16 protein-coding genes are annotated in these 12583 nt (G+C 62.1%); 8 read left to right on the top strand and 8 right to left on the bottom strand.

Annotation, left to right across the window (positions count from 1 at the left end; all coding sequences use genetic code 11):
• The coding region (locus E8P82_RS14680) for an integrase core domain-containing protein (protein ID WP_136455796.1) at positions 1–117 on the top strand (117 nt) is incomplete at its 5' end.
• Between the two features lie 311 nt (positions 118–428).
• On the opposite strand, the gene E8P82_RS14675 is transcribed toward E8P82_RS14680, so the two are convergent.
• The gene (locus E8P82_RS14675; RefSeq protein WP_136455795.1) at positions 429–1172 is read right to left on the bottom strand and encodes an ATP-binding cassette domain-containing protein; all 744 of its coding nucleotides are present in this window, start codon (positions 1170–1172) and stop codon (positions 429–431) included.
• A gap of 84 nt (positions 1173–1256) precedes the next feature.
• Positions 1257–1463: a hypothetical protein gene (locus tag E8P82_RS14670; protein WP_136455794.1), complete on the bottom strand. Its 207-nt coding sequence runs from the start codon at positions 1461–1463 to the stop codon at positions 1257–1259.
• A 295-nt stretch (positions 1464–1758) separates the two neighbouring features.
• Here E8P82_RS14670 and E8P82_RS14665 point away from each other — a divergent pair, with 295 nt between their 5' ends.
• Positions 1759–2403, top strand: a complete 645-nt coding sequence (locus tag E8P82_RS14665; protein ID WP_168796588.1) for a response regulator — start codon at positions 1759–1761, stop codon at positions 2401–2403.
• The gene (locus E8P82_RS14660) at positions 2400–3596 is read left to right on the top strand and encodes a sensor histidine kinase (protein WP_136455792.1); all 1197 of its coding nucleotides are present in this window, start codon (positions 2400–2402) and stop codon (positions 3594–3596) included. The genes E8P82_RS14665 and E8P82_RS14660 overlap by 4 nt, the downstream gene beginning before the upstream one ends.
• A 57-nt stretch (positions 3597–3653) precedes the next feature.
• On the opposite strand, the gene E8P82_RS14655 is transcribed toward E8P82_RS14660, so the two are convergent.
• The 5 genes from E8P82_RS14655 to E8P82_RS14640 form a co-directional block, all read right to left on the bottom strand.
• Positions 3654–5345, bottom strand: a complete 1692-nt coding sequence (locus E8P82_RS14655) for a PH domain-containing protein (RefSeq protein WP_136455791.1) — start codon at positions 5343–5345, stop codon at positions 3654–3656.
• Entirely contained in the window at positions 5342–5923 is a 582-nt protein-coding gene (locus E8P82_RS14650) for a PH domain-containing protein (RefSeq protein ID WP_136455790.1), read from the bottom strand. The genes E8P82_RS14655 and E8P82_RS14650 overlap by 4 nt, the downstream gene beginning before the upstream one ends.
• A gap of 422 nt (positions 5924–6345) precedes the next feature.
• The gene (locus E8P82_RS15090) at positions 6346–6519 is read right to left on the bottom strand and encodes a hypothetical protein (protein ID WP_168796587.1); all 174 of its coding nucleotides are present in this window, start codon (positions 6517–6519) and stop codon (positions 6346–6348) included.
• A 762-nt stretch (positions 6520–7281) separates the two neighbouring features.
• Positions 7282–7593, bottom strand: a complete 312-nt coding sequence (locus tag E8P82_RS14645; protein WP_136455789.1) for a hypothetical protein — start codon at positions 7591–7593, stop codon at positions 7282–7284.
• 130 nt (positions 7594–7723) lie between these two features.
• On the bottom strand, positions 7724–8368 hold the full coding sequence (locus E8P82_RS14640; RefSeq protein WP_246021468.1) for a recombinase family protein: 645 nt from the start codon (positions 8366–8368) through the stop codon (positions 7724–7726).
• Between the two features lie 407 nt (positions 8369–8775).
• Between E8P82_RS14640 and E8P82_RS14635 the strand changes: the two genes are divergently transcribed.
• Together E8P82_RS14635 and E8P82_RS14630 are read left to right on the top strand one after the other, a co-directional pair.
• The gene (locus E8P82_RS14635; protein WP_136455788.1) at positions 8776–9177 is read left to right on the top strand and encodes a hypothetical protein; all 402 of its coding nucleotides are present in this window, start codon (positions 8776–8778) and stop codon (positions 9175–9177) included.
• Position 9178: 1 nt separating this feature from the next.
• Positions 9179–9430 carry a helix-turn-helix transcriptional regulator gene (locus E8P82_RS14630; protein ID WP_136455787.1) on the top strand — a complete coding sequence of 84 codons (252 nt, stop codon included), beginning with the start codon at positions 9179–9181 and terminating at the stop codon, positions 9428–9430.
• Between the two features lie 93 nt (positions 9431–9523).
• On the opposite strand, the gene E8P82_RS14625 is transcribed toward E8P82_RS14630, so the two are convergent.
• Complete coding sequence (locus E8P82_RS14625) at positions 9524–10087, bottom strand: recombinase family protein (RefSeq protein ID WP_136455786.1); 564 nt, start codon at positions 10085–10087, stop codon at positions 9524–9526.
• Between the two features lie 207 nt (positions 10088–10294).
• Between E8P82_RS14625 and E8P82_RS14620 the strand changes: the two genes are divergently transcribed.
• The 3 genes from E8P82_RS14620 (at position 10295) to E8P82_RS14610 (ending at position 12176) form a co-directional block, all read left to right on the top strand.
• The gene (locus E8P82_RS14620) at positions 10295–10801 is read left to right on the top strand and encodes a GNAT family N-acetyltransferase (RefSeq protein ID WP_136455785.1); all 507 of its coding nucleotides are present in this window, start codon (positions 10295–10297) and stop codon (positions 10799–10801) included.
• 213 nt (positions 10802–11014) lie between these two features.
• Entirely contained in the window at positions 11015–11524 is a 510-nt protein-coding gene (locus tag E8P82_RS14615; protein WP_136455784.1) for a GNAT family N-acetyltransferase, read from the top strand.
• A gap of 115 nt (positions 11525–11639) precedes the next feature.
• Positions 11640–12176 (top strand): hypothetical protein, encoded by a 537-nt coding sequence (locus tag E8P82_RS14610; protein ID WP_136455783.1) that lies wholly within the window; start codon positions 11640–11642, stop codon positions 12174–12176.
• Positions 12177–12583 lie beyond the last annotated feature (407 nt).

Below are 12583 nucleotides of genomic sequence, written 5' to 3'. Positions count from 1 at the left end.
CGAGCCGACACCTACCAAGCCTGGATCCACGACTACAATCACCACAGACCCCATACCGGCATCAAAGGCAAATCACCCATCGACCGCGTACACAACGTCCGTGGGAAGAACAGCTAGGGCACGTCCAGACGAAACAGCGACCTGTCCGAAAACTTCGGGCGGTGCTGTGAGGTCGGCCAGGAACTCGGGGACATCGGCCGAGCTACCGGCGTCTGCCCACAGTGTGCACAAGCCGGTAGCAAGTCCGCTGAGCACGGCAATCGTCAGTCCGCGTCGGACCTGGCGTTGGTGGGACAACCGGGTCAGTTCGGCACGTACCACCGTTGGGAATCGCTGTGGATGGGCACCGGCAGCGATGAGGTGATCAATGTAGATGCGGCGCCGCCGTCCTTGAGATGAGTTGTTCATAGTTAGCTGCGGTCACTGAGTTAGGAAGGTGCTCCAGGGTAATCACCTGAAGGGCCCTGTGTGATGACGACGCCGTCATCGAGGGCGACGAGGTGGTCTGCCACGGGACAAAGCACGTGCTCTTGACGGGACGAAATCAAAATGCCTACACCATCCTCGGCCAAGCTATGGATTAGGCTGGTCACCCACTCGGTCCCCGCTTTGAACAGATTCGGGACGGGATCATCGAGCACGAGCAGCCGGGGGCGGGCCAGCAGGGCGGCGGCGATACCCAATCGATGGCGCTGGGCCCACGGCAACGCTTGGACCTGATGCCGGCCCTCCCTGGGGGTGAGCCCAACCTGGTGAAGCACGGCGGTGCAGCGGGCCCGGTCGATGCCCTGGGTTTGGGCCACGTACTGAAGGTACGACAGGGCCGGGAGGTCTTTCGGGATCAACGCAGCCGAGAGGAACAGTCCCATCGTGTGCGCCGGTGCGGTAACGGTAGCGAAGGGCTTACCGTCCACTGTGATGCTGCCCGAGTCGGGGCGGGTGATGCCGGCGATCATACGCACAATCGTGGTTTTGCCGGATCCGGGTGGGCCCACCAGTGCGAGCACGGTGCCCGTGGAGATGGTGAAGGAGATATCACGCACACCACGTTGACCGTAGCGCTTAGAAATACCGTCGACGATCAATAACGCGGGAAGCACGGCTGTGGTGCACCGGCTCATCGGGGTTCTCCTCTGCAGGGACAAACGGTCGAACATCGGGTGGGGGAACATGACCTGCTCCCCCACCCGATGACGTATACGGAGCGCCGCGGTTCGGTCATCTGCCGGATGGATCTCAGCGCAGGACAGTCCTTGTCAGCTGCGCCCGCAGGGGATTATCCGGCACACCCAGTTCATCGGCTGGATAGTGCCGCCAGCGGAATACTTGGAGCCGTCCACGGCCGACAATTGCACCGTTGGGGTCGGCTTAGAGCTTTGTGCGACGGCGGCGGCGGCGGGGGTGGCGCTCAGGGTCAGAGCGGCAGTCAAAGCGGCTGCGGTCAGGACGATGGTCTTCTTCATAGGTGTTCCCCTCAGATCGGTGCAGGGGATCGCGGCCTGTCTGCCCGAACTTTTCTCCGGCGCGATTCCCTGTGGATGACTTCAGTCTCTGCGAATTGGCATTGCGGTTACCACGGACCTAGGGCCACTGTCCGACGCGACTTTCGGTGGAAGCCGAAGACGACACCGAAGGGATCTCACCGCCACGCCAAGGGTGGCTGATATGGTTCGCATTTTCGCATTGCAGTGGCCGAGGATGCTCGTTCAGGCCCCCGAGAGGCCAGCGGGTCGTATAGTTGGCTTCGTGATTCGGGTCATGGTCGTGGACGACCAGTTGTTGATGAGAGGAGCTCTTGAGCACTTTGTGTCCTCTGCCGAGGGTTTGGTGCTCGTAGGCGCAGCGGTGAACGGCGTCGAGGCGGTAGCCGGTGTCCAGAAGCTCGCTCCGGACGTGGTGTTGATGGATCTTCAGATGCCCGAAATGGACGGGGTGGAGGCCACCCGGGTGATCACCGAGCGCTGGCCCTCAGTTCGGGTGTTGGCGATCACCACCTTTTCCTCTGAGCACTACCTGGTGCCGGCCCTCCAGGCCGGTGTCCAGGGGTACATTGCCAAGGACTCACGCCCTGAGGACGTGATCGAGGGGATCCGCAAGGTCTCGTTGGGGGACGCGGTGTTTTCACCGCACATCATGCATGAACTCATCGACACGGTCCGTAATCAGCAGACCCGCAGTGTGGTGGCGCTGGTTGAGCATGAGCATCTGACTCCGCGTGAGCTGGATGTCGTGCGCGAACTGGCGGAGGGCAAGTCGAACGCCGAGATTGGTGAGGCGCTCTTTTTGGCGGAGGCTACCGTCAAGTCCCATCTGGGCAAGATTCTGGAGAAGTGGCAGGTGCGGGACCGGGTACAGGTATTGGTGCGGGCGGCCCAGGCCGGGATCGTCCGCATCGGGTCATGACCTGGACTATGGGCCATACCGGATCCGGGCAGCGCGGCGGGCTGGTCGAAGGCCTGAGGCGGATGATGTCGGCGCCTGCGCTCTCGTCCCGCTTCCGTACCGCCGTCTGGCTCGGGATGCTGGTGTATGTCCTCATCGAGGCCCTTTCCGTCGCCCTGTCGGTCGAGGAATCTGACTCTAAGATCTTGGGTGAGGGGCTCGCAGTGAGCCTGGTGGTCCTTTTGGTTTCGCTGAGGGTCACCTGGGGTACCCTGGTCGCCTTCGTGATGGCGATGCTGACGATCCCGTTCTGGGACCCGAACTCCTACCCGGTCGCCATGATCCTCATTGCCATGATGGTCGCCCGGACCGTCAACCGTTCCTTCGGTATCCTCGCCGCGATTATGTATCTGACATGGTCGGTGAGCAGCGCCATCTACACCGGCCTGCACCCGGTCAACGTGGCGGCAGCCGACATCCTGGTCGCGGTGGGGGCGCTGATCGGCTGGGCCCTGCGGTTACAGAGTAGGCGGCTGGCGCGCATCGAGCAGGACCTGGCCCTGCAGGAGACATTGGGTCAGCAGGCGGTGGAGGTCGAGCGACGGCGGATCGCGACTGAGCTGCATGACGTAGTCGCCCATGGGCTGACCATCATCGCCATGCAGTCCTCCGTGCTGGAAATGGCCCGTGAGGAGGAAGTGCGGACGGCGGCCCAGCGCAACATCGGCGGTGCCGCACGGCAATCGCTGCTGGATCTTCGGCGCATGCTCTTTGTGCTGCACGGTTCGGACCGGGTCTATGAAGTCGATGATGAGGACATGACGGCCTCGCTGACCACACGGGCACAGGAGTACACGGCAAGTCTGCAGGCCGCTGGATTTATCGTGGAGAATCAGGTCCATGAAACGCCGGGGCTGGCGCGGTCCCTGCGGCTGACCCTGATTCGGATACTGCAGGAGTGCACAACCAATATCCTCAAGCACGCCCAGACGCCGGCGAGGGCATGCTTCGCAGTGCATACTAAAGACCAGTCCATCAATTTGACGGTCCGGAATCAGTTGCCGACCGCACGGCTTAGGACCACGTTGCCTGTTTCCGGATTCGGGATGATCGGGATGCAGGAACGGGTGGCGTTGTTCGACGGGACGCTGTCCTATGGGCCCGAGGGCGGGGACTGGGTGGTCCGGGTGAGCTTTCCTCAGCGCCACGTCTGACTTTGGGGCTCTGCACAGCTTCGAGACGCTCGATCGCCGCATACCAGGATCGACCGGTCAGCCCCGCAGGGGGATCGAGTCGTGTCGCACCATGTGCTGCACCGCAGCTAACGACCGGTTGGTTGCCCGCAGGGCGGTGACGCGGCGTGGGGAACCCGAGAAGTAGTGCACCGTGGGCAGCCAGGCCCGGGGGCGGTCACGGTTGCGGAACGGCCCGAAGAGTGCAGTGACGCCGTGCAGTCTGGCCGCCTGGACCACGGTGACGCGCTCGGAGAGCAGTACCCGCCGAGCGGCAAACAGGCCCACAGACTCGTCCGCGCTAATCCCAGTCCGCAGGATCCGGCCAGTCCAGGTCGCCAGTCCCAGTGCCAGGAGGCAGATGGGGATGGACCATCCTCTCGAGAAGTCGAGCACCTCGATGCTCAGCGTCCAGGTGCCCACGACGACGCCGGCCAGCACCACGGCGGCGATCAGATTCCCGGCCAAGAGCCGGACTCCGCCGGTTACCAGCTGGATGCTGCTGCGGTAGCGGGGCAGGTGGTCCTGGACCAGCAGGGCCGCCATGGTCCGCGGGAGGGAGGGAAGCACCAGGTTGCCGCCCAGCTGCGATGAGCTGTCCAGGGTCAGTACTGACAGGCGCACCCGGCCGGTGAGCTGTTCCATGGCATTGCGTTGCCACACCACTCCTTGGACGGCGGCCGGGTTGATAATGCGTTGGTGGGTGGAGAACAGCCCGTACCGGATGCGCAGCCGGCCATCAGCCAGGGCGTGCACAGTGAAGTCGTGATACTTCAGCACCGTGGCGGCCACGCCGATGCCCAACACGGCCAGGACGATCAACACCAAGGTGGGTAAAGAACCTAGGCCGGTGATGAAGCCGTCCTCAAGGACTTGAGCCAGGCCGAGGAGCTCGGCGATCTCCAACAGGCCGAACGCCAGCGGCGGGACTAAGACGATCACCTGTCCGTAGATCAAACTCAACAGCACCAGATCGACCAGCCGGGTGCGGTAGACCAGTCGTTCGCCTCCGGCCGTTGCCTCACCGACACCGAGCGGGCGGGTCGGCGCCGGTGTGGCAGCGGTGCCTTCTGAAGAATTGGATGGGCCGCCTTCGGTTTCTGCGGTGGGCTTGGCGCAGAATCCCGGAACAGGAGCGGGTGAGGGCTTGTCCTGTTCCGTCCCAGTCGCCCCGGCATGGACAGCGAAGCGCTGGAACAGAGCCAGTCGCTCGGCGTCCAATGCCTCCAGGGTAATGCGGGATCCATCCTCGCCGGTTTGTGCGCAGATCACCTCGGTGAGGCCGAAGAGTCGGTAGGACCAGGGCCGGCGGTCATCCACGGAGTTGACCAGGTCCCACGGCAAGAACTCCGATCGGCGAGTCAACAGCCCGGAATCCATCTGCACACCCTGACTGGACACGGCGTAGCGTACGGTGAGTACCCGGATCCAGGGGCCCATGACGATCATGAAGATGCCCAGGCCCACGAGGAACTGCCCGATCGTGCGCCACGGTTGGACCCAAGTACTGAGCCACACCACCATGCCGACGGTGCCGATGGCTAGCGAGGGCAGATCGGTGAGGTAGCGGGCCAGAACCAGCCGGGGACTGTTGCGGAACCGGTCGGTTGTCACAGTCAGCGTCGTGTCCTCGCAGTGATCCTCAAGATGGGAGACAGGGGGGATGGCGAGTGCGTCGGGGTGGTCGGTTTCCGTGACGGGGTCCCTGCGGCCTACGGTCGAGGCGCTCATGCCGACCCCACCGTGTCCGTCATCACCGGATTGTTGCCAAGGCGGTTGGACGGAACGCTCTGCTTGGTCAGTGCCGACTCCTGGCGGCGCCCCTCAAGGCCAGTCAGGACCACGCGCTTGATGCGCTCAGCCTCGTGCGCCGGTACCGGGCCCAGGGACTCGCCCTCGACCACACAGGTGAATCGTACGGAGGCCAGTCCGAAGAGGCGCTGCAGCGGACCGCTGATGACGTGGATGCTCAGAATTTGAGGAACGGCCAGGTTCATGGTGTGGCGAATCAGCAATCCCTTGGCCACGTACACCTCCTGTTCGGTCACCGTGTAGCTGTAGTGACGGTGGCGCAGCAGGTTGCCGAACACCAGATCCGCCACCCCGACAAGGCCCACCAGGCCCACCACCGGCCAGAACAGCACCCCGACCACCGGGTGATCCCACCAGCGGGCGATACCGACGATCACCCCCCCCAAAACAAGGCAGGTCAGGACGGTGTTGATGTGCCATAAGCGCAGAACCTTTGTCGGCAGCCGGTGGGTTCCGGGTGCGACCAGGGATCGATCCGTGGTGCCGTGAATGGTCATGGTCGGTCTCCTGACGAGCTAAGTAGTGAACGGGCCGCAGGTGAATTACCGCGTCTATCTTCAGTCTGTCCCAGCCGACGGCAATTACCCACCACCGTCGGTCTAAACCTGCCTCCCCCTTAAGTCGGAGGTCGGCCATATGTCAGGTGCGGGGTCGGTTGTCACCGCCGACACCGGAAGCCTCGGTGCCGGCACTGGAGTGTGGAGTTCCAGTGCCGGCACCGAGGCTAGGTGCCGCGGTTTGATGGATTGACTCGATGATCTACAGGACGGTGTGTCCCTCGTTAAGCCATCCGCAGACCCGGGACCAGTTGTTCCGAACTCAGCTGAGAACGAAGTCGATACGGCGCGTGCCGTAACGACACGAGTAGCGGATGATCTGACTGATCAGCGCACTCATGGTTCAGGCTGCCTGAGGTGTGTCAGAGCAGCCCGACGGCGCGCAGCACCATCTCTACGGCGTAGGCGTAGCCGGCGCGGGCAGCCCAGCGGTCGACGAGGGCCCGGTTGTTGCGTGCGAAGGCGATGGCCCGGTTGATTCCGGCGACGCCGTACTTCCAGACAAGGCTGCCGAGTCGAGCGATGACAGTAAACATGGTGGTCTCCTTATAGGTGAAGTGATTGATACTGTCCGGCAATCGGCTAGATTATTTCTTTTGTTCTGCCTTGCCGGTAATTCAATCTTTGAGCATGAAGGGAAGTAACTACTACCAACAAAGGTTGGAATTTGACGGCTATATTTGTATACGCGTGAATCGTCCTTGGGTGGGCGCTAATCCGGTACCTCCGTGGGGGCCAGCTTCACACGGAGGTAGCCCTCTCGCTCCTCCGCAAGGCTGAGGCGAAATCGGTCGAGGGCGGCGAGGAGTGCTGTCATGGGGTCGGCTACGGACCAGTGCGCGACCGTCAGTTCCCGAATCTTTTGCACTGGTTCTCGAAGTCGTGTGCACGGCGGCGAGTGGCAGGGCAGGGCGCCATCGACGGCCTCGTCGTTGAGGCCAACGAGGAGTCGTGTGGGGATCTTACGGGCCGGACCTACAGTGGCCCCCATGGACCCAGACGCCGAGGTCCAACTTCGCGCAGGGAAGCGTCGGTGAGCGAGGTGGCAGTGAGGGGTCGGTCGGCGGGTAGGACGCAGCGGGAGAGGACGTCCGTGGCGGTGTCGGTGCTGGTCTTCGTGGTGTCGATTGTATGGGTCTGGTGGCGCAGCGACGAGTGGGCGGTGCTGTCCGTAGATGATGATGCCTCGGCGGTGTTTCAACGGTCATCTTGCACCCCGAAAGACCTCGCTCCAGCCTCAAAAATGATCGGTTGTTGGCACTGTTTTGGGCGCGGTGTTAGGTCACCGCCAGCCCTTCCTAGCCAGAGGTGACCAACGGCAGCACGTTTGCCGCCGTTCCAAGGGCAATGCCTAGCCCTACCAGCCCAACTTGTAGGCCGAGCCCATCGAGCATGTGGCCATGGATAGTTTTGTTAACCAGCTCGCGTAAGTGCTGCACGTCGTCATAGGTGAGCTGCTCCCCTCCATAGCTCTGTCCGAACTCTTTGAGATGATCAAATCGAGCCTCACTGTCTCGCAGCTTCGCGCGGGCCTTGTGCCAAGCCCAGACAATCGCGCTGAAAGAGATGACGGAGGCCAGGAGGTTCAGCACGATCAGCAGTGTGGTCATGAGTACTAGTCAATCAGCGCCAACGGTTCAGCTTCTTCCTACGGATTAAGCCCCGTATCCCAGTAACGGCGTAGGAACCGTCCCACTGATTGACTAGTACCTCTGTCTCACAAACGGGACTGATGAAGGTCTAGTTTCCAGTTGGGTGTTGCTGCTTTCGGGCCGCTCCCGGCGCGACATACCCCAAATGTGGCGCCTGGCCCCTCCACATCTCCTCCACTCCTAGGCTGAGATACCGGTACACCGTCGCCCGACTGACCCCGATGATCTTCCCGATATCCGCCGGAGCCAGCCCCTGGGCCTTCAGGTCCCGGGCGCGCTTGACCTTCGCGTCTTCGGCGGTGACCTCTCGTCGACCGGCCTTCCGGCCGTGTTCGGCGGCTATGGCCATGCCGGCCCTGGTGCGCTCGGCGAGTTGGTCGCGCTCGAGCTGGGCGAACGCCGACATCACCGTCAGCATCGCCCTGCCCATCGGACCGGTCGTACTGATCCCCTCGGTGACGCTTCGAAAGTGCACACCACGCTGCTCGAGATCATCGATGAGCGCCAACAAGTTCCTGGTGTTGCGCCCAAGCCGGTCCAGTTTCCACACCACCACCTCATCCCCCTCCCGCAGATGGTCGAGGAGCTTGTCCAGCTCGGGACGACTCGCCCGCGTCCCGCTGACACCGTGGTCGGTGAAAATCCTCGTACACCCTGCAGCTTTCAATGCCGCGTGTTGCAGATCGGCGTTCTGCTCCACCGTGCTGACCCGTGCATATCCGAAACTTCCCACAATCACTCCCCTACCAGCTCATCAAAGGCCTACTTCTGCTTTACTGAGACTACTGCACGTAAGACACGTTGCTGGGACGCGACCCGTCCGACTACTCCCCCGCCGCTACTGGGGAGCACCGACGCACGACCGAACCTTGCATTATGCCCAGTCAAGGGATCCTTCCCAAGAACGGTCGCCAAAATGCATCTCAGTGTCGCGACATTAGGAGTATGGGCGGAGCCCCTGATCGTTCTCTCGACTACTTCCCTGACGTGTGTACGGACTGAGCCCTTGACGCCGCAGACCGTGTAAAGCAAACTTTGCTATGTAAAGCAACATGTACATACCGGGGAGGCGTCATGACCGATCAGAGCGTACGAACGACGTGGGGTCGCACGACCTTCGGCGGAGGCCGTTTCCCGGCCATGGCGATCGCCCTGCCGTGTGGAACGGTGATCGCAGCTCTCCTGGGTCTTCTGGCGGCCATGCTCCGTATCGGGGAATCGAATCCCTTGGTCATTGGAGTGGTCTTCGCGGTGTGTTTCATCTTTCCGGCGACGCTGCTTGTCTACATCCTCGTGGTCGACCGGTCGACGATGAAGGGAGCTGCTGAACGGCCGGAGGAGTCCGTGGAATTCGGTTGGTACGACAAGGCAGCAGCCGGCGCGCTGGGGGACATCGTGGTCGTGGCCGGTATCACCGCCCTAGTCCTTTCTTTCATCCCAGACAAGTTCGCTCTCGATCCGGGACTTCTGCTCGCCGGCGTTGTTTGTCTGGCCTTCGTCTCTGTCGGGGTTCGCTATCTGATCCAGCGACACCGAAGCTGACATGCAGAACCTTGTCTGCGAATCTCGCCAGGCCCTGGCCTGGTCCCAGCAACGACTCGCCGACGAGCTCGGCGTCTCGCGTCAGACCATCATCTCCATCGAGCGCGGACGCTTCGATCCATCCCTGCCCTTGGCCTTCCGCTTAGCGGCGACCTTCGGGACCACCCTCGAGGAGCTCTTCTTCCCCGAGCAGGACGCTTCCTCAAGTGATGCTTCAGTCCCACCGAGCACCTCACCACAGTCCCAGCCGTGACACCACGGACGAACAGACAAAAGCACCAGAACGTGGTTGGGCTGGCTTCGCTGACACTGGCGTTCGAGGAATCGTTCACCGCGTCGCTGCGGTTCAGGCCCGGGCGTCGTCGCCGAGGTGCCGGTAGATGGTGCCCCTGGAGACCCCGAAGGTCTCGGCGATCTGCTGCACCGTGTACGTCTTCTCGTCATACATCGCCCGAGCCTGCCGGGCCCTGTTCGGCGTCATCTTCACCCGGCCCCCACCCGTCCGGCCCCGGGCCCTCGCCGCAGCCAAACCGTCCTTCGTGCGCTCCACGATCAGGTCGTGCTCGAACTCAGCAATCGCCGCCAACATATGGAAGAACAACCGCCCACCCGGAGTCGTCGTATCAATCCCCTGAGACAAAGCCTTCAACCCGATACCACGCCGCTCGAGCCCGTCGGCGACTTCCTTCAAGTTCCGCACCGACCGGCCCAACCGATCCAGCTTCGTCACGACCAGAGCGTCCCCAGACCGCAGATACTCCAGCGCATCATCCAGGGCCGGGCGCTTCGCCAGCACACCCGAGGCGTGTTCGATGAAGACCTTCTCGCACCCGGCCGCCTCGAGCGCATCGGTCTGACCATCCAGATTCTGCTCCCGCGTAGAAACCCGCGCGTATCCAACAGCTGCCATGAGCCAAACTGTACCGCCAACGTGCCTAACAGCACGTAGCTCTCGGACACGAGCCATGGAACACGACACGCCGTCCTCGGCGCTTACAACCGGAAGTGTCTCGTGGACGGTCGTCTGTAAAACCCTCGAGTCGGTGCTCTGAGGACGGTAAGCGACCGGATCCCGGGAAGTCGTTCAAGAGGGGTTATTTCGGTAGCGTCGTGTTTCGTGATCGCACTGCCAACACCACCGACGCTGTCTGAACCCTCGACGATGGTCAAGACGTCCTATCTCGTCGGCGAGCAGGCCGACATGCTCCACCGCGGCTCTGACACAACATGGCTGCGCGGGGCGAGCCATGATTTCGATTCGTTCGTGGCAGACAGGGTAGGGGTACGACAAAGGTGGCGCGTTCCGTCTGAGCTGTTCTGGTTCACCTCAGGTGAGTACTACATCGGCTCCCTCGTCATCCGGCACCAACTGACTAGCGACGAAGGCGGCGGCCACATCGGATATCACGTTGTCTACCCTTGGCAACGTCAAGGACATGCCACCCGAATGCTTCAAGACGCCCTCGTGAAGTGTTCCGCCCTGGGCATCGAAAATGCACTCCTGACCATCGCTCCTGAAAACACCGCCTCGCTGACGGTGATGCGCCGTCACGGAGGAATCGCTGATGGGGTGAACGACGAAGGCGATCTTCGCTTCTGGATAAAAACACTGGCAGCGAGCTAACCGGGCTGTGAAGGGATCGAGATGAAAGGAAGATCAGCTTCGTCCTGACTCCGTCAACGCGACCCAAACGCCACCTGACATCTCTGTCTGTGCTGAAGACCTCTTTTGCGGGTACCGCGTGGGGGGTGTCCATGATCCCTCGGGCGGCCCATCGTCGGCATATTCACGAAGCAGTGAAGTGTCCACCGCGGTGCTGTTTGCTCTAATGAGTGCATGATTCGTTTAGCGCAGGAAGACGACATCAGGTCGATGATGAGCATCGAGCGTGCCGCCGACGCCGTCTTCCGTGACATCGGCATGGCAGCCATCGCGGACGCTGAGCCGATGCCGGCTGACGCTCTTCATGGTTACCAACGCAGCGACAGGGCATGGGTCGACACTGATGATCTCGGTCGGGTCGTGGCGTATCTTCTCCTCGAGGTCCTCGACGGCGTTCCCCACATCGAGCAAGTCTCGGTACACCCGAGTTATGCGGGCCAAGGTAAGGGACGCCAGCTCATAGAAGCCGTCGCCGAATGGGCAGGACTGCAAGGATTCTCCTCCCTGACGCTGACCACCTTCACCGAAGTGCCCTGGAATGCTCCCTACTACGCACGCCTGGGCTTCGAAGCCGTTCCGGCGAGCCAACTGTCACCAGGGCTGAGGCACGTCCGAGCCCATGAAACCGCCATAGGACTGGATGAGTGGCCGCGGACCGCCATGCGACGCGCTCTCAGCAACTGATGTTCAAAGGAGAGCTTTCCTACGCCCCGCCGTCGAGGACTCTGCATCGGATGCCCCGAATCGCCACAACCCGCAGCGGGTCGTTGTCCCGGTGTCAGTCGCGGAGAATCTACTCATGATGGGTACAGCCAAGGTTGAGGGCCTCGTGGTCCGGATCGGCGGGCAATCCCGAACCGAGACCCTCCAGGCACTGTATGATGCAGGCGTGCAGCTCAATGCCCATGCGGAGACGCTGCTCGCTCACCCAGCCTTTGATGCCCCCGTGGGTCGAATGCTGCAGATCGTGGAACGCACCGTAGGCCAGCTCGGCTTCGAGCATGGGGGTGTTCAGTCCCACGTCTTCGCTGCCGCAAGGAATCAGGGCCTTGATCTATGTCCCTTGGTGACCGGACCCTACCTCCGGTTGGCGAACATGGGGCAGGCGAACGCCCCGGATTCCGTCCTATCCGCAGGCCGCGGCCCGACCGGAGCGATCCACATCGCCTCCGAGCCCGTCAGCGAAGACGTCGAGTATCCCAAGGGGTTCTACCTTCGTATCGTGGACGGGCAGCCCTGGCTGCGAGGCTATCGCTGCGATGACACCTATGTCTGGGCGCCACGACAGCGGCTCGCGTTCCTTCTACCGGAGAACGAACAGGGTCCCGCCGCTTGATAAGCGAATTCCTTGCTGGAATCTGCTCACCACCAGCCCACCATCAGACGTTGCTGACGATCCGGTCAAAGGATCCATTGATGAGATCCACACCAATCGCATCACCGGGCGATGGCGCTCACCCGCACCACCGGTGGAGCCCACAGAAGCCAATATTCAGACGCAGAGCTTGGCACTCAACTTGAGCCGCGGATGCTAGCTGAAGGTGGTTCGGCGTCACTATTAGAAGCAGTCCGTCCGCTGCCTTAACCTCGGGCTTTCATGAGGTAGTTGCTGGCGGGGGTGTGTTCAAGGGCTGAAAGGTGCCCCTGACGTGGGAAAATGTTGTTACCACACAGCAGATTCCGACCATATCGAGGGAGCACCTTCCAGGTGAGCAACACTACCAACTTGTACCCATCCGTCCG

Origin of the sequence: Arthrobacter echini, assembly GCF_004803505.1 — a bacterium.
In the GTDB taxonomy this organism is placed as follows: Bacteria; Actinomycetota; Actinomycetes; order Actinomycetales; family Micrococcaceae; genus Arthrobacter_D; species Arthrobacter_D echini.
Note: the sequence above shows the minus strand (reverse complement) of the source record. Positions and strands in the feature narration are given on the sequence as shown.